The following is a 26,173-nucleotide window of genomic DNA, read 5'->3' as shown; positions in this document are numbered from 1 at the left end:
AGATCAGCGTTCCAGCAGGCCTTGCGCAGCCAGCAGCAAAGGCCAGGCCATGAGTGCGCCGGTGCCCTGACTCACGCGCAAACCCATGTCCAGCAGGGGCTGCGCTTGCAGGTGAATGAGCATGAGCCGGTGGCCGGTGTCTGCGGTGCGGTGGGCGTACACCAGGTAGTCCGCCACGTCCGGACACAGTCCGCGAGCCACGAGTGCGGCCGCACCGGACACATAGCCGTCGACCAGCACCACGCGCCGCTCGCTGGCAGCCTGCAACATGGCGCCGACCATCATGGCGATTTCGAAACCGCCGAGGGCGGCCAGCGCGTCCAGCGGTCCCAGGGCCTTGCGATGGCGGGCCGCCGCTGCGGAAAGCTTCTCGATGCGTTGCAGGTGGGCGCTGTCGTCGAGACCCGGCATCTGGAAATCGTCGCGCACGCAGGCGTCGGCCAGCGGCACGCCGCACAGCCGCGAGAGCAGCAAAGAGGCGCTGACCAGGTTGGCCACGCCCACGTCGCCGATGGCGATCACATTGCCCGGCAGATGCCGGACCACGTCCATGCCCGCATGCAGCGCAGCCACCACCTGGGCCTGCGACATCGCCGGACCGAGCAGAAGGTTTCGCGTGCCGTAGCCGATCTTGCGCAACAGCAGGGGCGCCTTGGTGCGGGCGGCATCGGGCAGGGTGATGTGCGTGGCCACACCCGCATCCACCACCGTCAGGTCGAAGCCATACATCTCTGCCAGCGCATTGACTGGCGCCAGCCCCAGGAGCAGTTGCATCACGTGCTCGACCGACATACCCTGCTCCAGGGCGGACATGCCTTCGTCTGCGATGCCATGGTCGGCGGCGAACACGACCAACTGCGGTGAGTCGAAGGCCAGCAGATCGAAGGGCAGCGGGCTGCCGTTCTGGATGCGAGCCAGTTGCAGAACCAGTTCTTCCATGCGTCCCAGCGCGTGCTCAGGCAGCCCCTCCGGCGCGAGACGTTGCTTTACCGAATGGTCCAGCATCGTGTCGGAGGTCGGTGTGACGTGCGGCAGCTTGAGGTTGGCAGGCAACTCCGGCACGCGTCGGTTGATCGGGGCGAATACGGGGTCCATGGCCATGGTGCGTGCGTCGTTTCAGCTCTTGAGAAAAAGACGGTACACCGGATTCGCGGTTTCTTCCACGTAGGGGTAGCCCAGCGTATCCAGGAATTTGTCGAAGGCCTTGTGGTCCTTCGTGGGCACCTGAAGGCCCACCAGAATGCGGCCGTAGTCCGCACCCTGGTTGCGGTAGTGGAAAAGGCTGATGTTCCAGCCCGGGCGCATGAGGCTGAGAAACTTCAGCAGGGCGCCGGGTCGCTCGGGAAAGATGAAGCGCAACAGGCGCTCATCCTGCGCCAGCGGCGAATGCCCACCCACCATGTGCCGGATGTGCTCCTTGGCCAGCTCGTCGTGCGTGAGATCCAGGGTCTCGAACCCGTGCTTGATCAGGTTGGTGGCGATCCGTGTGGACTCGCCCTTGCCATGCGTGGTCAGGCCGACGAACACATGGGCCTGACTGCCGTCGTGAATGCGGTAGTTGAATTCGGTCACGTTGCGCGCGCCGCCAGGCAATTCACCAATGGCCTCGCAGAAGCGCCGGAAGCTGCCGCGTTCCTCAGGAATCGTCACGGCGAAAAGTGCCTCGCGTTCTTCGCCCACCTCTGCACGCTCGGCCACGAATCGCAGGCGATCGAAGTTCATGTTGGCGCCGCACAGGATGGCGGCGTAGGTCTCGCCGCGCGTCTTGTTTTTTGCCACGTACTGCTTGATCGCCGCCACCGCGAGGGCGCCCGACGGTTCGACGATGCTGCGCGTGTCCACGAACACGTCTTTGATGGCGGCGCAAACGGCGTCGGTGTCCACGGTGATGAACTCGTCGACCAGATCGCGAGCGATTCGGAAGGTCTCCTCACCCACCAGCTTGACGGCGGTGCCATCGGCGAACAGCCCCACGTCAGCCAGTGTCACGCGTGAGCCGCTCTGCACCGAGCGCATCATGGCGTCCGAGTCGTTCATCTGAACGCCGATGACCTTGATTTCAGGGCGCACCGCCTTGATGTAGTTGGCCACGCCCGAAATCAAGCCGCCGCCGCCAATGGCCACGAACACCGCGTCCAGATGGTCTGAGCCCAGGCTCTGCAACTGGCGCAGGATCTCCATCGCGATCGTGCCCTGGCCTGCGATGACGTCTGGGTCGTCGAATGGGTGAACGAAGGTCAGGCCCTGTTTTGCCTGTAACGCCACCGCGTGGGTATAGGCATCGGAATAGCTGTCTCCGTGCAGCACAACCTCGCCGCCGAAACCGCGCACCGCGTCGATCTTCACCTGAGGCGTGGTCGTCGGCATCACGATCACCGCTCTGGCGCCCAGCTTGCGCGCACCCAGCGCCACACCCTGTGCGTGGTTGCCCGCCGATGCGCAGATCACGCCCTTCTTCAATTGGTCGACGCTGAGGTGCGCCATCTTGTTGTAAGCACCGCGCAGCTTGAAGCTGAACACGGGTTGCTGGTCTTCGCGCTTGAGCAGCACCTTGTTGTGCAGCCTGCGGCTCAGATCACTGGCGGGCTCCAGCGCGGATTCCACCGCCACGTCGTAGACGCGTGCGGTGAGAATTTTCTTCAGGTAGTCGGCCGGACCCATGTGGGTGAGCGGCGAAACGCTGGTGGATGGGGGAGACTTTTTGACGCTGGCTGGCATGGTGTTCCTCGCCGCCGATCATAGCCAGAGGGTCTGCAGACCAAAAAAAGCCCGGACTGGCAGAACCGGTCCGGGCTTGAATCCACCCGTGGAGGGTAGAGGAGACAACCTTCAATACAATGCCGCCAGTATATCGTGCGCATGTTGCAACGCAACATCCCTTGTTGCTTTTCTATCATTTTTAGAGCACCCGGCCCAATACCGTTCATTTCTTCACGTCTGGAGCACCATGGAATGCACCGTCACCTGGACCGGCGCCGCCGGAACCCGATCCCACATGGGCTTTGTGGCCGAAACCGGCAGCGGCCACGTGATCGCCATGGATGGCGCGCCCGATGCCGACAAGCCGGCCAATGGCGGGGCCAACCTGGCTGCCCGGCCCATGGAAACGGTGTTGGCCGGCACGGGCGGCTGCACGGCCTACGACGTGGTGCTCATCCTCAAGCGCGGGCGCCACGACGTCCGCGCTTGCAGCGTCAAGCTCGTGACCGAACGCGCACCGGTCGACCCCAAGGTGTTCACCAGAATCCACATGCATTTCACCGTCAGCGGCAAGGGCATTGCACCGGCCGCCGTGGAGCGTGCCATCGCCATGAGCCACGAGAAGTACTGTTCGGCCAGCATCATGCTCGGCAAGACGGCCGAGATCACGACCAGCTTCGACCTGCTGGAAGCCTGAGGCTCAGACTTTGTGCGCCACGGTGGTCATCACCCTGGCCGCTGCGCGCATGAGGCCCCTGACCGGGGCCGGCAGATCAACGCCTCCCGCGTGCTGGGCATCGCGCGCATGCCGCGCTTCATCGTCCTTCATCTGCGCCACGATCGCACGCGAAGCCTGATCGCCTGGGGGCAAACGGTCCATGTGGCCCGCCAGGTGGGCTTCCACCTGGCGCTCGGTCTCCACCACGAAGCCCAGACTCACGCCCTGGCCCATTCGGCCCGCCAGGAGCCCGAGCCCGAAGGCACCTGCGTACCAGAGCGGGTTGAGCGCCGAGGGCTTCGCACCCAGTTCGTCAAGACGCGCCTGCGTCCAGGCAAGGTGATCGGTTTCCTCTCGTCCTGCCAGCTCCAGTTGCTGTGCCAGCGCTTCATTGGGTGGGCGCCCGCCGGCGGGCCAGCGAGCGGCCAGGGCTTGCGCCGTGTACAGCGCTTGTGCGCACACCTCGCCCACATGGTTCACGCGCATCAGGGCCCCGGAAAGGCGCCGCTCCTCTTCGCTCAGTTCAGGTGCAGGCGTCAGCTCCGGCAGGGTCGGACATTCCCGCGAGGCGCGGGGTTTGACGAACAAAGTTCTCAGCGCCGAATCGGCAGCGTTCAGCAAGGCATCCATCTTCAGTCCTGTGGCGCGAATGACAGAAAGGCACTGTAGCGCATGCCAGAAGAGGGGTTTTCATGACCGTGCGAGGCGCTGGTCTCTGTTCATTTGGCGCAGTTCGCGGGTGAAATGCGTCAATTCGGTGCAGCTAATACTTTGTTTGTAATTTGATTGCACCAAAACGGAAATCCGTTGTTGGCTGGCGACGAATTGTTCGCTTGTGCTTCGAAACTTTTGCAAGCGAAGAGCCCTTCTGGTGCAATGACCGCAGCTTCCTCAACGGAGGTTGGCTCGACGGCTCTAGACCATCGGCCTCTTTACTCAACCTTGGAGAAACCCTCAATGAAAAAGACCCTGATTGCACTGGCAGCCGTGGCCGCCACGGGCGCTGCTTTTGCCCAGTCCTCCGTCACGCTGTTCGGTATCGTTGACCTGAACATCCGCAACGTCCGTCAAGGCGGCGACAACCTCACCTCCATGCACCAGGACGGTATTGCATCCAGCCGCCTCGGTTTCCGTGGCGTGGAAGACCTCGGCGGCGGCATGAGCGCCGGCTTCTGGCTCGAAGGCGGCCTGAACCCCGACACCGGCACCGCTGGTGGCTTCAACTTCATGCGCCGCAGCACCGTGAGCCTGATGGGTGGCTTCGGTGAAGTGCGTCTGGGCCGTGACTACACCCCGACCTTCTGGAACCACACCGTGTACGACCCGTTCGGCACCAACGGCGTTGGCAGCTCGCTGAACACGTTCAACAACCTGGGCAGCGGCTCTGGCACCAACGTGCGCGCCGACAATGCGATCAGCTACTTCTCGCCCAACATGGGTGGTTTTGGCGTGCAAGTGCAGTACGCATTCAAGGAAAACACCGCCACCAACGCACCCAACGAGTACCTGGGTGCTCGCCTGACGTACGCTGCTGGTCCTCTGAGCGTGGCCCTGGCTACCGCTTCCGAAGGCGCGACGGCAGGTTCCGTGGATTCGTACAAGCGCACCAACTTCGGTGGTTCGTATGACTTCGGCGTGGCCAAGCTGCTGGGTCAGTACACCCAGGGCAAGTTTGGTGCCTCCAAGCTCAACCACTACCTGCTGGGCGTGACCGCTCCGGTGGGCCCGGGCAACCTGAAGGCTTCCTACACCCGCTCTGACTACAATGCCGCCGCTGGCGACAACGACGCCAGCCAGATCGCTGTGGGTTACGACTACAACCTGTCCAAGCGCACCGCGCTGTACGGCACGTTCTCGCGCATCTCCAACAAGAATGCTGGCACCTTCGGCCTGAGCCCGAATGCAGCTGCCGTGACGGCTGGTGGCAACTCCACCGGCATCGAATTCGGCGTTCGCCACGCCTTCTAAGCCCGACGCTGGCTGACGCCAGCTTCGAGCGAAAGATCAAAGCCCACCGCGCAAGCGGTGGGCTTTTTTCATGGGCCTTCGCGCTGAAAACTGGCCGCGAACTGGTATGGATTTTGCTGGGATAAAGCATCAAATCGCCTGTTGTTGCGCTGCAACGATTTGACGGCTTTTCATCAATTTGTAGGGGATTACCCTGCAATTGAGCGAGCGCAGTGCCTAAGATCGACCTTGTTCCAAGATACCCATACCCGTTTAACCATCCCAAGGAAATCACATGAAAAAATCGCTAGTTGCTTTGGCCGTTCTGGGCGCGTTTGCAGGCGCCGCCAGCGCCCAGTCTTCCGTCACGATCTACGGTATTGCCGACGTATGGGTCGGCAGCGTGGACAACGGCACGGGCTCCATGTCCAAGCTGGACTCGGGTGGCCTGCAATCCAGCCGTCTGGGCTTCAAGGGCACGGAAGACCTCGGCGGTGGCCTCTCCGCCATCTTTGGTCTGGAAGCTGGCCTGGGCATGGACACTGGCACCAGCACCGGCTTCAAGTTCGATCGCCAGTCGTACGTCGGCTTTGAAGGCGGCTTCGGTCAGATCATTGCCGGTAAGGTGTGGTCCGCCTACGACGACATCAGCGCCGCTTCGTTCAGCGGTTTCGACTCGGCTTTCAGCCCTGAGTACTTCGCCTTCGGCAGCACCGGCTACACCGCCAACCCGAACAACGGCTTCAAGTACACCTCGCCCGATTTCGGTGGCATCAGCGGTGCCGTGTCCTATGCGCTGGACGAGAACAACGCGGTGGACGAAAACACCACGGCTTTCCACCTGAAATACGCTGGCGGCCCGATCTACGCGGGCGTGGCTTACCAGGAAGAAACCGCTGGTGCGACCGAGTCGAAGTACACCCGCGTGGGCGCTTCCTATGACCTGGGCATGGCCAAGCTGCTGGGTTCCTTTGGCCAGTTGAAGCAGACCGGCGGTCTGAAGACCACCGACTACAGCTTCGGCGTGGACGTGCCGCTGGGCGGCGCCCTGACGCTGGGTGCTGGCTATGCCCGTGGCAAGGACAACGCAGCCAAGGGCGACGAAAAGCGCGATGCTTTCGGCATCGTGGCCACCTACAGCCTGTCCAAGCGCACCACCGCCTACGCTGGCTACACCACCGGCGACGGCAAGACCGCTGGCGTGAAGACCAAGGAGCTGGATCAGTACGCCGTGGGTATTCGCCACACTTTCTGATCGACGTTCTCCGGAACAGCGACCCGCAAAAAAAGCCACCCGGTCCGCCGGGTGGCTTTTTCTTTTTGCGAGGGCGTTACTTGGTGGCCTTGGCAGGCTTCTTTTCCGTCGCGCCGGCCGTGCTGGCGGGCTTGTAGGCTTCCCCGTTCACGGTGAGTCCCTCGGATGAAAGTTTGCTGGCGCGCTTCTCGCCGATGCCCGGGACGCGTTCAACCAGATCGGCCCAGCTCTTGAACGGGGATGCCTTGCGTGCTTCGAGCATCTTTCCGGAAGTACCGGGTCCGATGCCCTTGATGCTGTCCAGATCGGCTTCGGTGGCGGTGTTCACGTCCACGGCAGCCCAGCAGGCGACCGCAAGGAAGGCCAGCAGGGCGGCCAGGGTTTTCTTGATCATGCATTTCCTCCATTTTGGAATCAGGTTTTGAATCGCCTGTGGTGCAGGCGGGTGGCACTTGTCGCGCCATCCGGGCCGAAATGTAATGCTTTTGAATTCATTTGTCATTCCAGATTTTCCCGAAACCCGAACACTTCTGAACTTAGACTTGCGCACCGAGGCGATGAGGTGCGTTGGCCAAAGGACGTATGCATTTGAACAAGCTGAGCTGGGGAATCGTGCTGCTGGCCACTTTGGGGGCCGGTTGTGCCGGGCCGTCGCTTCAGGACGATGACCCCAGGACAGCCCCCGCCGTGGCGGCTGGGGCCGCTGCCCTCAAGCGGGTGGCCAACCGCCTCCTGCAGACGCCGGCGCCGGTGCCGGACTGGGAAACCTTTGTCTTTCCAGGCAAGCGCTTCGCGCCCTTTGAGCCAGTCGAGGTGCTGGATCGCCAGGCGCTGCGTGTCAAGGCGCAAAGTTCGGTGAGCATCCTGCGGCAGCGCTTCGAGCCCCACCTGAGCCGCGCAGGCCGTTTGAGTTTCTCTTGGCGCGTCGACGGCCTGCCCGAAAAGGCAGACCTGTCGCAGGCTTCCCTGGCCGACTCACCGGTGCGCGTGGTGCTGGCTTTCGAAGGGGATCGGCAGCGCTGGTCGCCCAAGGTGCATCGACTTTCAGAGATGAGCCGCCTGTTTACCGGAGAAGAGTTGCCCTATGCCACGCTGATCTACGTATGGAGCGTGAACGATGCACCCGGCAGCGTGGTGATGAACCCGCGCACCGACCGCATTCGAAAGCTGGTGCTGGACAGTGGCTCCGACCGGCTGGGGCAATGGCGCGATCATGTGCGGGACGTGCGTGCCGACTTTCTTCAGGCCTTTGGCGAGGAGCCCGGGCCACTGCGTGCCGTGGCGCTGATGACCGACACCGACAACACCCAGAGCCGTCTCACTGCCTGGTATGGGCCGTTGAGCCTGGAGCGCGCGGCCGACTGATTCGGTCGCTGCTGCGCTGTTCGCGCCCCGTGGCGATGCGCTCCGGTGCCGGCGCGGACGCCCAGGTGACCATTCCAGTGCGTTTGGCGTCGGCGGTTGGGGTTAGTCCCGTGCATGAGCGGGAACGTTTGTTGCATAGTGGCGAGATGTTCATTTTATTTAGGTGTCAACAAATGAAATTTCGACTCGCACTCCTTTGCGCCGCGATGGCGGTGGGCGTCGGTGGTGTCCATGCCAAGACCTTCAAATGGACCAGCGCCAGCGACATCCCCACCTGGGACATCCACTCCCAGAACAACGCTCTGGCCAACGGCGTTCACGCATCGGTGTACGAGTCGCTCGTCTACTACAACAGCCGCACCTTCAAGCCCGAGCCGATGCTGGCCAGCGGCTGGACTCAGGTGTCCCCCACGCAGTTGCGCGTCACGCTGCGCAATGGCGTCAAGTTCCACGATGGCTCGCCCTTCACCGCCGACGATGCGGTGTTCTCCATCGAACGCGCCATGAGCAAGACGTCGAACTTCACCGTGTACACCCAGGGCATCACCAAGGTGACGAAGGTGAACGCCAACACCATCGACATCATCACCGGCGGACCGAATCCGGTGCTCGTGAACCAGTTGACCGAACTGCGCATGATGAGCAAGGCGTGGGCCGAGAAGAACAACTCCACCGCACCCAAAGACATCAAGACGCAGGACGAGAACTTCGCGCACCGCAATGCCAACGGCACCGGACCTTTCATGCTCAAGGAATGGCAGCCCGACCAGAAGATTGTGCTGGCCAGGAACCCCAACTGGTGGGGCACCGCAGAGGGCAACGTGACCGAGATCGTCTACACCCCGGTGAAGGCCGTGGCCACCCGAATGGCCGCACTGTTGTCGGGTGAAGTGGACTTCGTGCTCGACCCCAGCCCGCAGGACCTGCCACGCATTCGCCAGGACGGCAATCTGAAGGTCATGGACGGCGTCGAGAACCGCACCATCTTCTTCGGCATGGACCAGTTCCGCGACGAACTCCCTGGCAGCAACGTCAAGGGCAAGAACCCGCTGAAAGACCAGCGTGTGCGCAAGGCGCTTTACCAGGCGATCGACATCAACGCGATCACCCGTGTCAGCCTGCGTGGCCTGGGGCAGGCCACCGGCGCGCTGGTGGCCCCGCAGGTGGCGGGCTGGAACGAAGCGGTGCATCAGCGGTATCCCTTCGATGTCGCCGCAGCGCAAAAGCTGCTGGCCGACGCTGGCTACAAGGATGGTTTCGAGGTCGACTTCGCCTGCCCGAACAACCGCTACATCAACGACGAGCAGATCTGCCAGGCCGTGACCGCCATGTGGGCACGCATCGGCGTGAAGGCCAAGCTGCGCACGCTGCCCCTGGCCACCTATTTCCCGATGATCCAGCGCTTTGAGGCCAGCATCTACATGCTGGGCTGGGGCGTGCCGACCTTCGATGCGCTCTACAGCCTGCAGTCGCTGGTGCGCACGCTGGGCACGGGTGGCGACGGCAACTACAACGTGGGCCGCTACAGCAACCCCAAGATGGACGCCATCATCGACCGCGCCAAGACGGAAACCGACCCGTTTGTGCGTCCTCGCCTGCTGACCGAAGCGCTGGCGCTGCAAAACGAGGACGTGGCGCACATCCCGCTGCACAACCAGATCATCCCCTGGGCGATGAAGAAGAACATTGACGTGGTGCACCGCGCCGACAACCGCCTGGATTGGCGTTTGATCAAGGTAAACTGATTCCAGCCAGTCAGACGAGGGTCGCTCACCGACAGGGGCGACCCTCTCTTCATTTTCAACAAGATGTTCGCATTCATACTCCGACGGCTCGCGCAAGCGGTCGTCGTCATGGTCAGCGTGGCGCTGATCGCATTCTTGTTGTTCCAGTACGTGGGCGATCCCGTGGTGTTCCTGCTCGGGCAGGACGCCACGGCAGACCAGATTCGTGAACTTCGTGCCGACCTCGGACTGGACCAACCCTTCTTCATTCAGTTCTGGCATTTCCTGGCCAACGCCGTACAGGGCGAGTTCGGCCTGTCGCTGCGACAAGGCGCCAAAGTCTCGCGCCTGATTGCCGAGCGTTTCCCGGCCACGCTGGAGCTTTCCATGGTGGCTGCCGTGCTCGCTCTCGTGGTGGGCATCCCGATGGGTGTGTACGCGGCTCTGCGCCGTGGCACCTTCATGACCCAGGTGTTCATGACCGTCTCGCTGCTGGGCGTCTCGCTGCCCACCTTCCTGATCGGCATCCTGCTCATTCTGGGCTTCGCGGTGAACCTCGGCTGGTTCCCGAGCTTTGGCCGGGGCGAGGTGACCCAGTTGGGTTGGTGGTCCACCGGCCTGCTCAGCGCCAAGGGCTGGCACCACATCACCCTGCCGGCGATCACACTGGCGATTTTCCAGCTCACGCTCATCATGCGCCTGGTGCGCGCAGAGATGCTGGAGGTGCTGCGCACCGACTACATCAAGTTCGCGCGAGCACGTGGTCTCACCAACCGCGCGGTGCACTTCGGCCATGCGCTGAAGAACACGCTGGTGCCAGTCATGACCATCACCGGGCTGCAACTCGGCGGCCTGATCGCGTTTGCCATCATCACCGAGACCGTCTTCCAGTGGCCGGGCATGGGCCTGCTGTTCATCCAGGCGGTGACGTTTGCCGACATCCCCGTGATGGCTGCCTACCTTTGTCTCATCGCGTTGATCTTCGTGGTGATCAACCTTGTGGTGGATCTTCTGTACTTCGCGGTCGACCCGCGTCTTCGCGCTGAAAAGGCAGGTGGACATTGAACGCCCGCAACGACATGCTTGCGCCTCGCATCAAGGCCCACGGTCGCGCGTTCGCGCACATCGCGGCATTTCATTCGGAGCTCACGTCGCTGCGGCGCGATCTGCATGCCCATCCCGAGATCGGCTTCGAGGAACACTACACCGCCAGGCGGGTGGTCGAATCGCTCAAGGTCTGCGGCGTGGATGAAATCCACACTGGCATCGGCAAAACAGGCGTGGTGGCGGTGATTCGCGGACGCAAGAACGACAGTGGCCGCATGATGGGCCTGCGCGCCGACATGGATGCTTTGCCCATGACCGAGCACAACGACTTCGCCTGGCGTTCCACCCGTCCCGGCATGATGCACGGCTGCGGGCACGACGGCCATACCGCCATGCTGGTGGGCGCAGCGCGCTACCTGGCCGAGACCCGCAATTTCGACGGCACCGCCGTGCTGATCTTCCAGCCGGGCGAAGAGGGCTTCGCGGGTGCCAAGGCCATGATCGAGGATGGCCTGTTTGATCGCTTTCCCGTGCAGTCGGTCTACGGCATGCACAACTGGCCTCAGATGAAGCCCGGCATCGTGGGCGTGAACCCTGGGCCGATGATGGCCTCGGCCGATCGCATCACGATCGAAATCACCGGCAAGGGGGGCCATGGCGCGCATCCCTACCAGACTGTGGACCCGGTGCTGGTGGCGGCCCACATCATCACCGCCGTGCAGAGCATCGTTTCGCGCAGCGTGCGCGCCATTGACAGCGCCGTCGTCAGCCTGTGTGCCATGCAGGCTGGCGACATGGGTGCCTTCAGCGTGATTCCAGGCAAAGCCACGCTGGTGGGCACCGTGCGCACCTTCAACCCCGAGGTGCAGAACCTGGTCGAGAAGCGCCTGCATGAGGTCTGCTCAGGCGTGGCGCTTGGTCTGGGGGCCGCGGCGCATGTCAACTACGAGCGCATCTACCCGGCCACGATCAACAGCCGCGACGAAGCCCGGTTTGCGGCCGAAGTGGCGCAAAGACTCCTGGGCCATGATCACGTGGACCGCAACATGGACCCGAGCATGGGCGCGGAGGACTTCTCCTTCATGCTTCAGGTCAAGCCCGGCGCTTACCTGCGCCTGGGGCAGGGCGCCGAGAACGGCGTGGGCGGGTGCTTTCTGCACAACAGCCGATACGACTTCAACGACGAAGTGCTCCCGCTGGGCGCCGCATTGCATGCAGGCCTGATTGAACACGGCATGCCGCTGGCCGATGCGGCGCTTGCACCACAAACCCATTCGATTTCCGCAACCCCAACCCCTACAAGGAGCGACGCATGAAACTCAAGAAAACACTGGCAGCCACCCTGGTGACCGCTGCCATGATCACCATGGGCGCCGCGTCTGCGCAGACGATTCGCATCGGCAACCAGGGTGACGCGTTGTCGATGGACCCGCACTCGCTCAATGAATCGCTGCAACTCAGCGTGACGGGCAACGTCTACGAACCCCTGGTCGCACGCGATGCCAACCTCAAACTCGCGCCCGGACTGGCGACCAGCTGGAAGCAGACGTCGCCCACGGTGTGGCGCTTCGAGCTGCGCAAGGGTGTGAAATTCCACGACGGTGCTCCCTTCACAGCCGCCGACGTGCTGTTCACCTTCGAGCGTGCGTCCGGCGAAGGCTCGGACATGAAGAGCTACACCAACGATGTGAAGGAAGTGCGCAAAGTCGGCGATTACGTGGTGGAGATCGAGACCAAGGCACCGTTCCCCATCCTGCCTGATGTCATCTCCCTGCTGTTCATCATGAACAAGAAATGGGCCGAGGACAACCAGGCCACGCGTCCCGTGGACCGCCGCAAGGGCATCGAGAACGCCGCATCGTTCCGAGCCAACGGCACCGGTCCTTTCCGTCTGCGCGAGCGTCAACCCAACATCAAGACCAGCTTCGTGCGCAATGGCAACTACTGGGGAAAGATCGAAGGCAACGTCCTCAACGTCGAGTACACGCCCATCGGCAACGACTCCACCCGAGTGGCGGCTCTGCTGTCGGGCCAGGTCGACGTGATTGAGCCCGTCCCGCTGCAGGACGTGGCCCGGATCAATGCGAGTGGCAAGACCAAGGTGATGCAGGGCCCCGAGCTGCGCACCATCTTCCTGGGCATGGACCAGAAACGCGACGAGTTGCTGTATTCGAACGTCAAGGGCAAGAACCCGTTCAAGGACAAGCGCGTGCGCCAGGCCTTCTACCAGGCGATCGACATCAACGGTATCCAGCGCACCGTGATGCGCGGCGCCTCCAAGCCCACCGCCCTCATGGTCGGCCCAGGCATCAATGGTTTTGACGACGCCATGAACACGCGCCTGCCATTTGATCCCGATGCGGCCAAGAAGCTGCTCGCCGATGCCGGCTATCCCAATGGTTTCGAGGTGGCAATGAACTGCCCGAACGACCGCTACGTGAATGATGGCGCCATCTGCCAGGCCGTGGCGGCCAGCCTCGCGCGCGTGGGCGTGAAGATCAACCTGCAGGCCGAGACCAAGGGCACCTATTTCCCCAAGATTCTGCGCCGCGACACCAGCTTCTACATGCTGGGCTGGACGCCCGGTACCTACGACTCGCACAACGCTCTGAATGCCCTGATGCGCTGCGTGGACGACAAGGGCAGCGGCCAGTTCAACCTGGGGTCCTATTGCAATCCCAAGGTGGACGAGCTGACGCTGAAGATCCAGTCTGAAACCGACAAGCCCAAGCGCGATGCGCTGATCAAGGAGGCGTTCAAGCTGCATTCGGATGACATTGGCCACCTGCCATTGCACCAGCAGGCGCTGGCCTGGGGTGTGGCCAGCAACGTCACGCTGGTTCAGCTGGCCGACAACTTCATGCCCTTCCGTTACATGTCGGTGAAGTAAGTCGTCAGCCGGCGCCATCGCCGCAGGATGCGGGAAGCCCCGCATCCTGGCGGCGGTGACGATTTCAACCAGGTTCCCCACGTGATCAGTCTTCTCAAACGAGGCCTCGACAGCGATGTCGGCCACAGCTTCCGTACCTCGCCGACGGCCATCGTGGCTTCGGTGATCGCGTTCATCTGCATTTTCTGTGCGGTCTTCGCCCCCTGGGTGGCACCGCACAACCCCTTTGACCTGGCCACGCTGGAACTGTCCAACGCGCGGCTGCCTCCGGCATGGAGCCCCGATGGCTCTTCCCGGTTCCTGCTCGGCACCGACGACCAGGGGCGCGACATCCTCTCGGCCCTCATGTACGGCGCGCGTATTTCGCTGGCCGTGGGGCTGGCGTCGGTGTTGCTTTCGGTGATCATCGGCGTGTCTTTCGGTCTGCTGGCTGGTTTTCTTGGCGGCTGGGTCGATGGCGTGCTCATGCGCCTGTGCGATGTGATGCTGTCCTTTCCCCCCATCCTGATCGCCTTGCTGATCGCTGGCGTGGGCCGTGCGTTGTTTCCCAATGCCCATGAGACCCTTGCGTTCGGCGTGCTGATCATCTCGATCACCCTCACCGGCTGGGTGCAGTACGCGCGCACCGTGCGCGGCTCCACGCTGGTGGAGCGCAACAAGGAGTACGTACAGGCCGCGCGCGTGACCGGCGTGGCGCCGCTGCGCATCATGCGAAGCCACGTGCTGCCCAACGTCATGGGGCCGGTGCTGGTGCTGGCCACCATCCAGGTGGCCACGGCCATCATCACCGAAGCCACGCTCTCCTTCCTGGGTGTAGGCGCCCCGCCCACCTCGCCCTCGCTGGGCACGCTCATCCGTGTGGGCAACGATTACCTGTTCTCCGGGGAGTGGTGGATCACCATCTTTCCAGGAGCCATGCTGGTGCTGATCGCGCTCAGTGTGAACCTGCTCGGCGACTGGCTGCGCGATGCCCTGAACCCGCGACTGCGATAACAACATGAGTCTGCTTCAAGTCAAGAACCTCGTTGTCGAGTTCCCCAACCGGCGCGGCACGCTGCGTGCGCTCGACGACATCTCCTTCGACATCGCCCCGGGTGAAATTCTCGGCGTGGTGGGCGAGTCCGGCGCCGGCAAATCGCTCACGGGCGCATCCATCATCGGCCTGCTCGAGCCACCGGGGCGCATTGCCTCGGGCCAGATCCTGCTGCAGGGCGAGCGCATCGACAACCTGCCCTACGAGGCCATGCGCAAGGTGCGTGGGCGCAAGATCGGTGCCATCTTCCAGGACCCGCTGACCTCGCTCAATCCGCTGTATTCCGTGGGTCGTCAGCTCATTGAGACCATCACCACGCACCTGCCGGTCTCTCAGGCCGAGGCGCGTCGGCGTGCCATTGACCTGCTCAAGGACACCGGCATTCCGGCGGCCGAGCAGCGCATCGACCACTTCCCGCACCAGTTCTCTGGCGGCATGCGTCAGCGCGTCGTCATCGCACTGGCGCTGGCGGCCGAACCACAGCTCATCGTGGCCGATGAACCCACCACTGCCCTGGACGTCTCCATTCAGGCGCAGATCATCACGCTGCTCAAGACCATCTGCAAACAGCGCGGGGCGGCGGTCATGCTCATCACGCACGACATGGGCGTGATCGCTGAAACCTGCGACCGCGTGGCCGTGATGTACGCCGGCCGCGTGGCGGAGATTGGCCCGGTTCACGAAGTCATCAACCATCCGGCGCATCCTTACACCACCGGCCTGATGGCCTGCATCCCCGACATGTCCGAGGACCGCGAGCGCCTGCACCAGATCGACGGTGCGATGCCCCGCCTCAACGCCATTCCAAGTGGCTGCGCCTACAACCCGCGCTGCGAGAGGGTGTTCGACCGCTGCCACGTGCAGCGCCCCGACCTGCTTCCAGCCGGTGCCACGCGCGCAGCCTGCTGGCTGCACGCGGGCGAAAAGGCGGTGTCGGCATGAGCGCCATCGAAAAGGCCGTACAGGCAGAAACCGAAAGAAAGCGGATGGCAGCCGCACACGCCACGGTCTCCGCAGCCACCCATGAAGCCGCGTCAGCCGCGCCGCTGGTGCGTGCCACCGATCTGGCCAAGACTTTTGACGTCTCTGCACCCTGGCTCAACCGCGTGATCGAGCGCCAGCCGCGCCTGCTGCTGCGTGCGGTCGATGGCGTGTCGTTCGACATTCCGCGCGGTCAGACACTGGCGCTGGTGGGCGAATCGGGCTGCGGCAAGAGCACCGTGGCCCGGTTGCTGGTGGGCCTGTACGAACCCACGCGCGGCGGCTTCGAGTTCGATGGCCAGGATGCACACGCCGCGTTCAAGACGCCCGAGGGCCGCAAGCTGCGGCGCCGCATCCAGATGATCTTCCAGGACCCCTACGCCAGCCTGAACCCTCGTTGGCGAGTGGAGGACATCATTGCCGAACCCCTGCGCGAGCACGAGATCGAAACCGAGCCCGCTGCGCTCAGGGAGCGGGTCGCCGATCTCTTGCGCTCGGTGGGTCTCTCGCCACTGGATGGCCCGAAGTATCCGCACCAGTTCTCTGGCGGGCAACGCCAGCGCATCTCGATTGCGCGAGCCCTTGCCACGCAGCCGGAATTCCTGGTGTGCGACGAGCCCACCTCGGCGCTCGATGTGAGCGTGCAAGCCCAGGTGCTCAACATCATGAAAGACCTGCAGCGTGAGCGCGGGCTTACTTACCTCTTCATCAGCCACAACCTCGCAGTGGTGCGCCACGTGAGCGACCAGGTGGGGGTCATGTACCTCGGCCGCCTGGTCGAACTCGCGCCCAAGCACATGCTGTTCGACAGTCCGCGGCACCCCTACACGCGCATGCTGCTCGACGCCATTCCGAAGATGCACGACACGGGCCGCGCCCGCACGCCGGTGTCGGGTGAAGTACCCAATCCTCTGAATCCGCCCAGCGGTTGCGCCTTCAATCCGCGCTGCCCGCACGCCAACGACCGCTGCCGCACCGAGCGGCCGAACCTGTTGACCCTGGGGGGCATCCGCATTGCGTGTCACGCGGTCGAAGAGGGACGGATATAGACGCCTGGCCTGTGTGCAGCGCGCACGGTCAAGCGTATCTCTTGCTCTTCAGGTTGTTCTTCATCTCCTTGAGCAGTGGCTGGAGTTTCGTTCCTCCGATGCGCAGCGCCAGGCAGGTAGCCACCACGTCGATCACCATCAGGTGCATCAGGCGCGATGTCATGGGGCTGTAGCGGTCGTAGCCTTCAGGATGGTCGGCCGAGAGGTGAATGTGCCCGCTCTGTGCCAGCGGTGAGCCACTGGTGGTGATCACGATCACCGTCGCGCCGTGCTTGCGAGCGATATCGGCCGCGTCCATCAGGTCGCGCGTGCGGCCCGAGTTGGAGATGATCACCACGCAGTCGCCGGGGCCGAGCAGCGAGGCGCTCATCACCTGCATGTGGCCATCGCTGTAGGCAATGGCATTGATGCCCAGGCGAAAGAACTTGTGCTGTGCGTCCTGCGCCACGATGCCGGAGTTGCCCGCGCCGTAAAACTCGATGCGCCCGCGGTTCCTGTAGGTGGCCACCAGCGCGTCCACCGCTTTCTCGATCGCGTGGCTCGACGCGTCGTTGCGGTATTTCAGGAAGGCCGCCACCGTGTTGTCGATCACCTTGACCAGCACGTCGCTGGTCTTGTCGTCCGCGTCCACGCTGCGGTGGATGAAAGGCACGCCTTCGCTCACTGTGCCGGCCAGCTTGAGCTTGAAATCCGAGAGACCGTCGTAGCCCATGCTGCGGCAAAAACGCACCACGGTGGGTTTGCTCACGTGGGCGCGCTCGGCGAGTTCGGTCACTGGCAGGCTGGCGAAGGTTCGTGGGTCAAGCAGCACCAGTTTGGCCACGCGTTGCTCGGCAGGCGCCAGGGAGGGCAGGGAGGCTTTGATCCGGTCGAGCATGTTGGGAACCAGGTGGCGAAGGAGAGTGAAATTTTATTACGGGGATTGGCCGATAATCCGCGCATGAACCAGCTCGATGCCCTCAAACAATTCACCACCGTGGTGGCCGACACCGGCGATTTCAAGCAGATGGCCGCCTACACGCCCCAGGACGCGACCACCAACCCTTCCCTGATCCTCAAGGCGGTTCAGAAGGCGGAGTACGCACACCTGCTCAAAGATGCCGTGACCCGGTTCGGCGGGCAGGGGCTCGATGAGGTGATGAACCGTCTGCTGGTGCGCTTCGGCTGCGAGATCCTGGGCCTGATTCCTGGCCGCGTCTCCACCGAAGTCGACGCCCGCCTGAGTTTCGACACCGAAGCCACAGTGACGCGGGCGCGCCGCATCATTGACCTCTACCAGGGCGAAGGCGTGCATGTGGATCGGGTGCTGATCAAGATCGCCTCCACCTGGGAGGGCATCCAGGCGGCCGCGCGGCTCGAGCGCGAAGGCATCCACACCAACCTCACGCTGCTGTTCTCGTTTGCCCAGGCCGTGGCCTGCGGCCAAGCCAAGGTTCAGCTCATCTCGCCCTTCGTGGGCCGCATCTACGACTGGTACAAGAAGAGCGCAGGCGCCCAATGGGACGAAGCCGCCATGGCCGGAGCCAACGATCCCGGCGTGCGGTCGGTGCGCAGCATCTACGAGTTCTACAAAAAGCACGGCATCGCCACCGAGGTGATGGGCGCGAGCTTCCGCAACGTCGGTCAGATCACCGCGCTGGCGGGATGCGACCTGCTCACCATCAGCCCCGACCTGCTGGCCCAGCTCGCTGGCAGCGAGGCACCGTTGAGCCGGGCGCTGGACGCAGAAGCCGCCAGAAAGCTGGACATTCCGTTCGTGACGCACGATGAAGCGAGTTTTCGCTTTGCGCTCAATGAAGACGCGATGGCCACCGAGAAGTTGTCCGAAGGCATCCGGGCCTTTGTGGCAGACACCTTCAAGCTCGAGGGCATGATGAAGTAGACATCGGCGCGCCTCGGACGAACGAAAAAAGCCCCGCAATTGCTTGCGGGGCTTTTTGCCTTGGGGAGGCTGGGGGCAATTACATGCCCATGCCGCCCATATCACCCATGCCGCCCATGCCGCCGCCCATGCCGCCAGCAGGAGCTTCGTCCTTCGGGGACTCGGCGACCATGCACTCGGTCGTCAGCATCAGCGAAGCGACGGAGGCCGCGTTCTGCAGCGCGGTGCGGGTCACCTTGGTCGGGTCCAGGATACCCATCTCGATCATGTCGCCATAGGTGTCGTTGGCGGCGTTGAAGCCGTAGTTGCCCTTGCCAGCCAGGATGGCGTTGACCACCACGCTGGGTTCGCCACCGGCGTTGGCCACGATTTCGCGCAGGGGCGCTTCCACGGCCTTGAGCACCAGTTTGATGCCGGCGTCCTGGTCGGCGTTGTCACCCTTGATGGTGCCAGCCGCCTGACGGGCGCGCAGCAGGGCCACGCCACCACCGGCCACGATGCCTTCTTCCACCGCAGCGCGGGTGGCGTGCAGGGCGTCTTCCACGCGGGCCTTCTTTTCCTTCATCTCGACTTCGGTGGCAGCGCCGACCTTGATCACGGCCACACCGCCGGCCAGCTTGGCCACGCGCTCTTGCAGCTTTTCGCGGTCGTAATCGCTGGTGGCTTCCTCGATCTGCACGCGCACTTGCTTCACTCGGGCTTCGATGTCACCTGCAGCGCCAGCGCCGTCGATGATGGTGGTGTTTTCCTTGCCCACTTCGATGCGCTTGGCCTGGCCCAGGTCGGCCAGGGTCACTTTTTCCAGCGTCATGCCGACTTCCTCGGCAATCACCTTGCCGCCGGTCAGGATGGCGATGTCTTCCAGCATGGCCTTGCGGCGGTCGCCGAAGCCCGGTGCCTTCACGGCCACAACCTTCAGGATGCCGCGAATGGTGTTGACCACCAGGGTCGCCAGGGCTTCGCCTTCGACGTCTTCGGCAATGATCAGCAGCGGACGGCCGGCCTTGGCCACTTGCTCCAGCGTGGGCAGCAGGTCGCGGATGTTGGAGACCTTCTTGTCGTACAGCAGCACGAAGGGGTTGTCCAGCAGGGCGGACTGCTTCTCGGGGTTGTTGATGAAGTAGGGCGAGAGGTAGCCACGGTCGAACTGCATGCCTTCGACGACGTCGAGCTCGTTCTGCAGCGACTTGCCGTCTTCCACGGTGATCACGCCTTCCTTGCCGACCTTGTCCATGGCGCTGGCGATGATGTCGCCGATGCTGGAGTCGCTGTTGGCGGAGATGGAGCCGACCTGGGCGATTTCCTTGCTCGTGGTGGTGGCCTTGGAGGCCTTCTTCAGCTCGGAGATCAGGGCTTCCACGGCCTTGTCGATACCGCGCTTGAGATCCATCGGGTTCATGCCGGCGGCCACGTATTTCATGCCTTCGCGCACGATGGCCTGGGCCAGCACGGTGGCGGTGGTGGTGCCGTCACCGGCGTTGTCGGAGGTCTTGGAAGCCACTTCCTTGACCATCTGGGCGCCCATGTTCTGGAGCTTGTCCTTGAGTTCGATTTCCTTGGCCACGGACACACCGTCCTTGGTCACGGTGGGGGCGCCGAACGAGCGCTCGAGAACCACGTTGCGACCCTTGGGGCCCAGGGTGACCTTGACCGCGTTGGCCAGGATGTTCACACCCTCGACCATGCGTGCGCGGGCTTCGCCGCCGAAAATGACGTCTTTTGCTGCCATGTTGATTTCTCCGGATTCAGTAAATGGGGTGGGGAGGAAAGCGAAGGATTACTTCACGACGACCGCGAACAGGTCGTCTTCCTTCATGACCAGCAGTTCGTTGCCATCGACCTTGACGGTCTGGCCGCTGTACTTGCCGAAAAGAACGCGGTCGCCGACCTTGACGTTCATGGCGGACAGTTCGCCTTTGTCGTTTTTCTTGCCGGGACCGACGGCCAGGATCTCGCCCTGGTCGGGCTTCTCGGCGGCTGCGTCGGGAATGACGATGCCGGAGGCGGTCTTGGTTTCGCTGTCAATGCGCTTGACGATCACGCGATCGGCGAGAGGACGAAGGTTCATTGCATCTCCTGGATATGGAACGGAAGGGGTTTGTTCAGAACGGCGTTGCCCCCTGAACAGGGTGGGCGGAAGCCGCCGCTCGACTTGAAGCCGGGTGTTAGCACTCAACCTCAGCGAGTGCTAATGATAAGGGCGCGGAAGCGGGTTTTCAAGGCGGGGCGGTATTTTTCTTCCGTTGTGGGGGCCGCGGCAAGCGTGCAGAGGGCGCGGGGCGAACGCGGTCGGGGAATGCGCGCAGCGCAGGGCCTAGAAATGAGCCAGGTAGCCGCCATCGACCACCAGCACCTGGCCAGTGACGTAGCTGGCCGCGGGCGAGGCCAGGAACACCGCTGCGCCCGCGATCTCCCCTGGCTGACCCCAGCGACCCAGTGAGCTCCGCTGGCGCAGCCACTCGGCGGTGTTGGCGTCATTGACCATGGCGGCGTTGGTGTCGGTGGCGAAATAGCCTGGGGCGATGGCGTTCACGTTGATGCCCTGCGGCCCCAGCTCGGCCGCCAGGGCACGGGTGAGGGCTTCGAGCGCCCCCTTGCCGGTGGTGTAGGCGGCGTCCCCCGCCCGCGCGATCGGCCCGGCAATGGAGGTGACGTTGATGATGCGGCCGTGGCCCTGGACGCGCATCGGTCGAGCCACTTCCCGGCTGAGGTGCCAGGCCGACACCAGATTGCTTTCCAGCAGGTTGCGCAACGCCTGAGCTGGCAAGTCGTCCAGGGCCTGGCGGCGCCGTTGGCCCACGTTGTTGATGAGGATGTCCAGCCGCCCGCTCGTTGCCAGCACCCGTGCGACGGCTGCGCTGGCAGCGGCCTCGTCGCACACATCGAAGGGAAGTGCGTGCGCCGCCCCTCCGGCTTTTTTGCCAAGTGCGTCGGCCCGCGCAACCGGGTCGTGCAGGCTTGCCGCATCGCGGCCGTTGAGCCACACCGTGGCGCCATGCTCGGCCAAGGCGGCGGCCATGGCCCAACCGAGGCCACGGCCTGCACCGGTGACCAGGGCAACCCGGCCCCGCAGGGAAAAAAGACCCGATGGGTGTGCGGTGGAGTTCACCGCGCGATTATCTTCCCCGTGCAGGGCCCGGCCGGTGTCTCAGACCGAGAGTTCGGCCATGGACGACTCTGGAAAGGCCATCTCCGGCTCCATGCCATCGAACGGCAGCGTGAAGTAGAAGGTGCAGCCTTCGCCAGGCGACGTTTCGGCCCAGATGCGCCCGCCGTGGCGTTCGATGATGCGCTGCGACAGCGCCAGCCCGGTGCCCGTGCCCTCGAAGTCCATCGAATGGTGCTGGCGCTGGAACATGACGAACAGGTTGTGGGCCTTCTCCAGGTCGAAGCCCACGCCGTTGTCGGTGACATAGAACGTACGCCCACCCACGGGGTTGACTCTCCAGCCCACTTCAATTCGGGCCGCATCGCGCGGGCGTGTGTACTTCACCGAGTTGCCCAGCAGGTTGCCCCAGGCCTGGGCCAGCAGCATGGCGTCGCCACGCACGACGGGGAGGTCGGTGTCGATCACCCACTCGATGCGGCGTTGCGGGTTCTCCTGCCTGAGGTGTGCGATCACGCCTTCTAGCAGCGGTGCCAGTGGCACCGGTTGCGACTCGATGGCCACGCGGCCCAGTCGCGCGTATTCCAGCAGGCCCTCGATCATCAGGCTCATGCGCCGGGAGGCCTTGGCGATCGAGTTCTGGTATTGCAGCGCCAGCGTGTCGGCCGAATCGCCCATCTGCTCTTGCAACAGGCTGACGAAGCTGGCGATGTGGCGCAACGGCGCGCGCAGATCGTGCGACACCATGTGCGAGAACACGTCCAGGTCCTTGTTGGCCGCCACCAGTTGCTGCGTGCGCTCGGCCACGCGTTTTTCGAGCTCGCGATTGAGGTCGTTCATCACGTCCTCCAGGCTCTTGGCCGCCGTCATGTCCCGTGTGATGCTGGAGAGACCCTGCAGTTCGCCGGTTTCGTTGCGAAGTGCCGTGAGCACGGTGTGCGCCCAGAAGCGCGAGCCGTCTTCGCGCAGGCGCCAGCCCCGCGTTTCCCATTGACCGTGGGCCTTGGCCAGGCGCAGCACCTGGCCGGCGTCGACCTCGTCCTCGCCGGCGTTGTCGGCGCTGAGCAGGTCCTCGTACGAGCGGCCGACCATCTGCGAATGACTGTGGCCGTGCAGGCGCTGGGCGCTTTCGCTCCATTCGGTGACGATGCCGTTCTCGTCGACGAAGTAGACGCAGTAGTCCTGAATGGCATCGACCATCAGGCGGTAGCGTTGTTCGCTCGCGAACAGTTTGGCCGAGCGTTCGCGCACGCGCTCTTCCAGGTCCTGGTTGGCGTGCAGCACGAATTCCTCGGTGCGGCGGCGCTCGGTGATGTCATGCAGCTCGATGAAGATGCCCTCGACCTGACCGTTCTGGAAATCGGGGATGTAGTGGACGTCGAAGTAGTTGCGCGAACCGTCGGCCGATACGCGCTCCGCCTCGAAGGTCTGTGTCTGGCCACTCAATGCTTGCGCAACGCGAGGAAGGATGTCGGGCAGGATGTCAGGGCGCACCACCTGGCTCAGGTGCGAGCCCACCATGTCCGCCGGCGTCTTGCCGTAGCGTTCTGCGTGGGCGTTGTTGGCGAAGCGGCAGATCAGGTCTTTGTCGTAGTAGGCCAGTCGGGCGGGAATTCGGTCGGTGATGCTGCGCAGCAGGCTTTCGTTGGCTGTGGGATGAGCCGGAGCAGATTCGCCAGTCGTCTCGGTGACCGTGCTGTTGCCCAGCAGGAAATTGCCCTCCGCATCGAACACTGGCGTGGACGCCAGGCGGGCCTTGAACAGGCTGCCATCCTTGCGCACCAGTTCGATCTCCACCGGGTCGGCCTGGCCGCTCAGGCGCAGCGTCTCCACATGGGCCGAGGCCTGTTCGCGCCAGCGGGGGGCCACCAGTTCGCGCAGGCTTTTGGGCACGCTGGTGTCCCGACGGTCGTGGCCCAGCCATCCCAGCAAGGTCTGGTTCAGGTGAGTGCAGTTTTGCTCCACATCGAAGGACAGCAGGCCGCAAGGCGCCTGATCGCACAGTGAGCGTGCGCAAAGCAGGGCGGTTTCGAGTTCTTGCGTGCGTTCCCTCAGCATCCGTTCGCAATCCGGCGCAGAGGCGTCCATCCCGTCAGGGCAGATAGAGGTGTCCATGTTCAAAGGCTCCAGATCGTTGCAGGGCAGGCCGAAAAAAAATGGCTTGTACTCCCATATCGGAACCAGGGTGGAAAAATTCAAATTGTTACGACTGACGGTGAAGGCGGCGCACTGGCGCCGCCAAAGAAAAAGCCCCGAGGCTTGCGCCACGGGGCTTTGCAATCAGGAACTGTGTTTGCTTACAGGCCGGCTGCTTTGCGCAGGGCGGCGGCCCGGTCGGTGCGCTCCCAGGTGAATTCCGGCTCTTCCCGGCCGAAATGGCCGTAGGCGGCAGTCTTGGAATAGATCGGGCGCAGCAGATCCAGCATCTGGATGATGCCCTTGGGGCGCAGGTCGAAATGCTCATTGACCAGGGCGGCGATCTGGTCGTCGGGGATCGCGCCGGTGCCTTCGGTGTAGACCGTCACGTTCATGGGCCGGGCGACGCCGATGGCGTAGGCCACCTGAATCTGGCACTGGCGTGCCAGGCCGGCGGACACGATGTTCTTGGCCACGTAGCGCGCGGCGTAGGCGGCCGAACGGTCAACCTTGGAAGGGTCTTTACCGCTGAAGGCACCACCGCCGTGCGGGCATGCGCCACCGTAGGTGTCCACGATGATCTTGCGGCCGGTCAGGCCGCAGTCGCCCTGCGGGCCACCGATCACGAAGCGCCCCGTCGGGTTGATGAGGTACTTGGTGTCCTTGAGCCACTCTTTGGGCAGCACCGGCTTGATGATCTCTTCAATGATGGCTTCGTTGAACGACGCCTTCATCTTGGTGGAGGTCTCGCTCTGGTCGGGGCTGTGCTGGGTGGAGAGCACCACAGTGTCGATGCTGTGCGGCTTGCCGTCCACGTAGCGCATGGTCACCTGGCTCTTGGCATCGGGGCGCAGGAAGGGCAGGCGCCCGTCCTTGCGCAACTGGGCCTGGCGCTCGACCAGGCGGTGCGCGTAGTAGATCGGCGCGGGCATCAGTTCGGGCGTCTCGTCGCAGGCGTAGCCGAACATCAGGCCCTGGTCGCCGGCGCCGGTGTTCAGGTGGTCGTCGGACGCGTGGTCCACGCCCTGGGCGATGTCGTTGCTCTGCTTGTCGTAGGCCACCAGCACCGCGCAGCCCTTGTAGTCGATGCCGTACTCGGTGTTGTCGTAGCCAATGCGCTTCAAGGTATCGCGTGCGACCTGGATGTAGTCGACGTGTGCGTTGGTGGTGATTTCACCCGCCAGCACCACCAGGCCGGTGTTGCACAGCGTTTCAGCGGCCACGCGGCTGCGCGGGTCCTGGGTGAAGATGGCATCCAGAATGGCGTCGGAGATCTGATCGGCCACCTTGTCGGGGTGGCCTTCGGAGACGGATTCGGATGTGAAGAGGAAGTCGTTCGCCATGTATAAACTCCAGAGTGGTTGATCGGCGTTGCCGGTCTGTCAGAGTTCGGCGAACGCTTTAGCGGAATTTATGAATCGCCCCGCAATTAGTTCAATAACTCGGCGATGCGCGCATTCTAGATCATGGCCGTGCTGATCCGCTTCCTGTTCCGATTCGCCAGTTGGCTGCCGTTGCCGGTGCTGCACGCCTGGGGCTGGGTGCTCGGCTGGCTGAGTTTCGGGCTGTCCAGCCGCTACCGCCGCCGGCTCTTTGCGCACGCCCGCCAGGCGGGCTTTTCCCGGGGCGTGGCGCGGGCTTCGGTGGGGGAGTCGGGCAAGCTCGTGGCCGAGCTGCCGCGCCTGTGGCTGGGACGTCCCGTGCGGGTGAACTGGGAGGGCGTCGAGCACATCGAGGCCGCTCTCAAAAATGGAAGGGGGGTGCTTTTTCTCACGCCCCACCTCGGCTGCTTCGAGGTCGCGGCCCAGGCCTATGCGCAACGGTTTGGCGAGCGCCAACCCACCACCGTGCTGTTTCGACCTGCCCGCCAGCCCTGGCTGCGCAACATCATGTCTGGCGCACGGGAGCGGCCGGGCCTTTTTACCGCGCCCACCACGCTCGCAGGGGTCAGGCAACTCATCAAGGCGCTCAAGTCGGGCCAGGCGGTGGGGCTCTTGCCCGACCAGGTGCCGCCGGGCGGGCAGGGCGTATGGGCGCCCTTCTTCGGGCGCGATGCCTACACCATGACCCTGTCGGCGCGGCTGGTGCATGCGGCGCGCGCGCAGGTTTTGCTGATCTGGAGCGAGCGCCTGAGTTGGGGAAGGGGCTACCTCATCCACGTGCGCACTTTCGAGCACGCGGATGTCGGAGCGCTGTCTGAAGATGCCCGGCAGGCCGCGACTCAGATCAACCAGGCGATGGAAATGCTGGTGCGAGAATGCCCGGAGCAATACCTGTGGTCCTACGACCGCTACAAGCAGCCGGCTGCGGCGCAGCGTTGAAACCGCTCCTTCCTCCCAT

The 26,173-nt window shown here is 63.6% G+C and carries 23 protein-coding genes; 13 read left to right on the top strand and 10 right to left on the bottom strand.

All coding sequences use genetic code 11. The features are described 5' to 3' along the window. Positions 1–3: 3 nt before the first annotated feature. Positions 4–1,101, bottom strand: coding sequence for a nicotinate-nucleotide--dimethylbenzimidazole phosphoribosyltransferase (locus AB7F11_RS02385; protein ID WP_428290390.1), 1,098 nt, complete (start codon positions 1,099–1,101; stop codon positions 4–6). 15 nt (positions 1,102–1,116) lie between these two features. Then, entirely contained in the window at positions 1,117–2,718 is a 1,602-nt protein-coding gene (ilvA, locus tag AB7F11_RS02380; protein WP_428299791.1) for a threonine ammonia-lyase, biosynthetic, read from the bottom strand. 229 nt (positions 2,719–2,947) lie between these two features. Between ilvA and AB7F11_RS02375 the strand changes: the two genes are divergently transcribed. Then, positions 2,948–3,397 carry an OsmC family protein gene (locus AB7F11_RS02375; RefSeq protein ID WP_428291113.1) on the top strand — a complete coding sequence of 150 codons (450 nt, stop codon included), beginning with the start codon at positions 2,948–2,950 and terminating at the stop codon, positions 3,395–3,397. A gap of 3 nt (positions 3,398–3,400) precedes the next feature. Here AB7F11_RS02375 and coq7 read toward each other — a convergent pair whose 3' ends face one another. After that, positions 3,401–4,048 carry a 2-polyprenyl-3-methyl-6-methoxy-1,4-benzoquinone monooxygenase gene (gene coq7, locus AB7F11_RS02370; protein WP_428291114.1) on the bottom strand — a complete coding sequence of 216 codons (648 nt, stop codon included), beginning with the start codon at positions 4,046–4,048 and terminating at the stop codon, positions 3,401–3,403. A 327-nt stretch (positions 4,049–4,375) separates the two neighbouring features. On the opposite strand from coq7, the gene AB7F11_RS02365 reads away from it, so the two are divergent. Then, positions 4,376–5,386 carry a porin gene (locus tag AB7F11_RS02365; protein ID WP_428291115.1) on the top strand — a complete coding sequence of 337 codons (1,011 nt, stop codon included), beginning with the start codon at positions 4,376–4,378 and terminating at the stop codon, positions 5,384–5,386. Between the two features lie 274 nt (positions 5,387–5,660). Further along, entirely contained in the window at positions 5,661–6,620 is a 960-nt protein-coding gene (locus AB7F11_RS02360) for a porin (protein ID WP_428291116.1), read from the top strand. 76 nt (positions 6,621–6,696) lie between these two features. On the opposite strand, the gene AB7F11_RS02355 is transcribed toward AB7F11_RS02360, so the two are convergent. Continuing rightward, entirely contained in the window at positions 6,697–7,014 is a 318-nt protein-coding gene (locus AB7F11_RS02355) for a ComEA family DNA-binding protein (RefSeq protein ID WP_428291117.1), read from the bottom strand. 194 nt (positions 7,015–7,208) lie between these two features. Between AB7F11_RS02355 and AB7F11_RS02350 the strand changes: the two genes are divergently transcribed. From AB7F11_RS02350 to AB7F11_RS02315, 8 genes are all read left to right on the top strand, one after another. After that, the gene (locus tag AB7F11_RS02350; RefSeq protein ID WP_428291118.1) at positions 7,209–7,985 is read left to right on the top strand and encodes a DUF3047 domain-containing protein; all 777 of its coding nucleotides are present in this window, start codon (positions 7,209–7,211) and stop codon (positions 7,983–7,985) included. A gap of 173 nt (positions 7,986–8,158) precedes the next feature. Further along, complete coding sequence (locus AB7F11_RS02345) at positions 8,159–9,730, top strand: ABC transporter substrate-binding protein (protein WP_428291119.1); 1,572 nt, start codon at positions 8,159–8,161, stop codon at positions 9,728–9,730. A 63-nt stretch (positions 9,731–9,793) separates the two neighbouring features. Continuing rightward, positions 9,794–10,774 carry an ABC transporter permease gene (locus AB7F11_RS02340; RefSeq protein ID WP_428291120.1) on the top strand — a complete coding sequence of 327 codons (981 nt, stop codon included), beginning with the start codon at positions 9,794–9,796 and terminating at the stop codon, positions 10,772–10,774. Positions 10,775–10,788: 14 nt separating this feature from the next. Further along, positions 10,789–12,072 (top strand): M20 aminoacylase family protein, encoded by a 1,284-nt coding sequence (locus tag AB7F11_RS02335; RefSeq protein ID WP_428291121.1) that lies wholly within the window; start codon positions 10,789–10,791, stop codon positions 12,070–12,072. After that, positions 12,069–13,646, top strand: coding sequence for an ABC transporter substrate-binding protein (locus tag AB7F11_RS02330; protein ID WP_428291122.1), 1,578 nt, complete (start codon positions 12,069–12,071; stop codon positions 13,644–13,646). Before AB7F11_RS02335 ends, AB7F11_RS02330 begins: the two co-directional genes overlap by 4 nt. An 84-nt stretch (positions 13,647–13,730) precedes the next feature. Then, entirely contained in the window at positions 13,731–14,639 is a 909-nt protein-coding gene (locus AB7F11_RS02325) for an ABC transporter permease (protein WP_428291133.1), read from the top strand. A 4-nt stretch (positions 14,640–14,643) separates the two neighbouring features. After that, positions 14,644–15,621: an ABC transporter ATP-binding protein gene (locus AB7F11_RS02320; RefSeq protein WP_428291123.1), complete on the top strand. Its 978-nt coding sequence runs from the start codon at positions 14,644–14,646 to the stop codon at positions 15,619–15,621. Between the two features lie 44 nt (positions 15,622–15,665). Beyond that, on the top strand, positions 15,666–16,709 hold the full coding sequence (locus AB7F11_RS02315; RefSeq protein WP_428291134.1) for an ABC transporter ATP-binding protein: 1,044 nt from the start codon (positions 15,666–15,668) through the stop codon (positions 16,707–16,709). Between the two features lie 28 nt (positions 16,710–16,737). Here AB7F11_RS02315 and AB7F11_RS02310 read toward each other — a convergent pair whose 3' ends face one another. Beyond that, entirely contained in the window at positions 16,738–17,586 is an 849-nt protein-coding gene (locus AB7F11_RS02310) for a MurR/RpiR family transcriptional regulator (protein WP_428291124.1), read from the bottom strand. A 63-nt stretch (positions 17,587–17,649) separates the two neighbouring features. Between AB7F11_RS02310 and tal the strand changes: the two genes are divergently transcribed. After that, positions 17,650–18,591, top strand: coding sequence for a transaldolase (gene tal, locus AB7F11_RS02305; protein ID WP_428291125.1), 942 nt, complete (start codon positions 17,650–17,652; stop codon positions 18,589–18,591). A gap of 79 nt (positions 18,592–18,670) precedes the next feature. On the opposite strand, the gene groL is transcribed toward tal, so the two are convergent. The 5 genes from groL to metK form a co-directional block, all read right to left on the bottom strand. Then, complete coding sequence (gene groL, locus AB7F11_RS02300; protein ID WP_428291126.1) at positions 18,671–20,320, bottom strand: chaperonin GroEL; 1,650 nt, start codon at positions 20,318–20,320, stop codon at positions 18,671–18,673. 48 nt (positions 20,321–20,368) lie between these two features. Next, the gene (locus AB7F11_RS02295) at positions 20,369–20,659 is read right to left on the bottom strand and encodes a co-chaperone GroES (RefSeq protein WP_086122650.1); all 291 of its coding nucleotides are present in this window, start codon (positions 20,657–20,659) and stop codon (positions 20,369–20,371) included. 246 nt (positions 20,660–20,905) lie between these two features. Next, on the bottom strand, positions 20,906–21,700 hold the full coding sequence (locus AB7F11_RS02290) for an SDR family oxidoreductase (RefSeq protein ID WP_428291127.1): 795 nt from the start codon (positions 21,698–21,700) through the stop codon (positions 20,906–20,908). 39 nt (positions 21,701–21,739) lie between these two features. Continuing rightward, positions 21,740–23,812 (bottom strand): PAS domain-containing sensor histidine kinase, encoded by a 2,073-nt coding sequence (locus AB7F11_RS02285; protein WP_428291128.1) that lies wholly within the window; start codon positions 23,810–23,812, stop codon positions 21,740–21,742. Between the two features lie 182 nt (positions 23,813–23,994). Next, positions 23,995–25,176, bottom strand: coding sequence for a methionine adenosyltransferase (gene metK, locus AB7F11_RS02280; RefSeq protein ID WP_428291129.1), 1,182 nt, complete (start codon positions 25,174–25,176; stop codon positions 23,995–23,997). 123 nt (positions 25,177–25,299) lie between these two features. Here metK and AB7F11_RS02275 point away from each other — a divergent pair, with 123 nt between their 5' ends. Next, positions 25,300–26,154, top strand: coding sequence for a lysophospholipid acyltransferase family protein (locus AB7F11_RS02275; protein WP_428291130.1), 855 nt, complete (start codon positions 25,300–25,302; stop codon positions 26,152–26,154). Positions 26,155–26,173 lie beyond the last annotated feature (19 nt).

It is taken from the genome of Hydrogenophaga sp. (genome assembly GCF_050250835.1).
In the GTDB taxonomy this organism is placed as follows: Bacteria; Pseudomonadota; Gammaproteobacteria; order Burkholderiales; family Burkholderiaceae_C; genus Hydrogenophaga.
The sequence above is the reverse complement of the archived record's forward strand: the minus strand, read 5'-3'. Positions and strand labels throughout refer to the sequence as shown.

Coding starts and splice junctions, on each gene's coding strand:
- AB7F11_RS02295 (WP_086122650.1), bottom strand. CDS start 20,659: ATGAACCTTCGTCCTCTCGCCGATCGCGTGATCGTCAAGCGCATTGAC.
- AB7F11_RS02320 (WP_428291123.1), top strand. CDS start 14,644: ATGAGTCTGCTTCAAGTCAAGAACCTCGTTGTCGAGTTCCCCAACCGG.
- AB7F11_RS02275 (WP_428291130.1), top strand. CDS start 25,300: ATGGCCGTGCTGATCCGCTTCCTGTTCCGATTCGCCAGTTGGCTGCCG.
- AB7F11_RS02330 (WP_428291122.1), top strand. CDS start 12,069: ATGAAACTCAAGAAAACACTGGCAGCCACCCTGGTGACCGCTGCCATG.
- coq7 (WP_428291114.1), bottom strand. CDS start 4,048: ATGGATGCCTTGCTGAACGCTGCCGATTCGGCGCTGAGAACTTTGTTC.
- AB7F11_RS02310 (WP_428291124.1), bottom strand. CDS start 17,586: ATGCTCGACCGGATCAAAGCCTCCCTGCCCTCCCTGGCGCCTGCCGAG.
- tal (WP_428291125.1), top strand. CDS start 17,650: ATGAACCAGCTCGATGCCCTCAAACAATTCACCACCGTGGTGGCCGAC.
- AB7F11_RS02360 (WP_428291116.1), top strand. CDS start 5,661: ATGAAAAAATCGCTAGTTGCTTTGGCCGTTCTGGGCGCGTTTGCAGGC.
- AB7F11_RS02365 (WP_428291115.1), top strand. CDS start 4,376: ATGAAAAAGACCCTGATTGCACTGGCAGCCGTGGCCGCCACGGGCGCT.
- AB7F11_RS02355 (WP_428291117.1), bottom strand. CDS start 7,014: ATGATCAAGAAAACCCTGGCCGCCCTGCTGGCCTTCCTTGCGGTCGCC.
- AB7F11_RS02345 (WP_428291119.1), top strand. CDS start 8,159: ATGAAATTTCGACTCGCACTCCTTTGCGCCGCGATGGCGGTGGGCGTC.
- groL (WP_428291126.1), bottom strand. CDS start 20,320: ATGGCAGCAAAAGACGTCATTTTCGGCGGCGAAGCCCGCGCACGCATG.
- AB7F11_RS02285 (WP_428291128.1), bottom strand. CDS start 23,812: ATGGACACCTCTATCTGCCCTGACGGGATGGACGCCTCTGCGCCGGAT.
- AB7F11_RS02315 (WP_428291134.1), top strand. CDS start 15,666: ATGGCAGCCGCACACGCCACGGTCTCCGCAGCCACCCATGAAGCCGCG.
- AB7F11_RS02340 (WP_428291120.1), top strand. CDS start 9,794: ATGTTCGCATTCATACTCCGACGGCTCGCGCAAGCGGTCGTCGTCATG.
- AB7F11_RS02335 (WP_428291121.1), top strand. CDS start 10,789: ATGCTTGCGCCTCGCATCAAGGCCCACGGTCGCGCGTTCGCGCACATC.
- AB7F11_RS02385 (WP_428290390.1), bottom strand. CDS start 1,101: ATGGCCATGGACCCCGTATTCGCCCCGATCAACCGACGCGTGCCGGAG.
- ilvA (WP_428299791.1), bottom strand. CDS start 2,718: ATGCCAGCCAGCGTCAAAAAGTCTCCCCCATCCACCAGCGTTTCGCCG.
- AB7F11_RS02375 (WP_428291113.1), top strand. CDS start 2,948: ATGGAATGCACCGTCACCTGGACCGGCGCCGCCGGAACCCGATCCCAC.
- metK (WP_428291129.1), bottom strand. CDS start 25,176: ATGGCGAACGACTTCCTCTTCACATCCGAATCCGTCTCCGAAGGCCAC.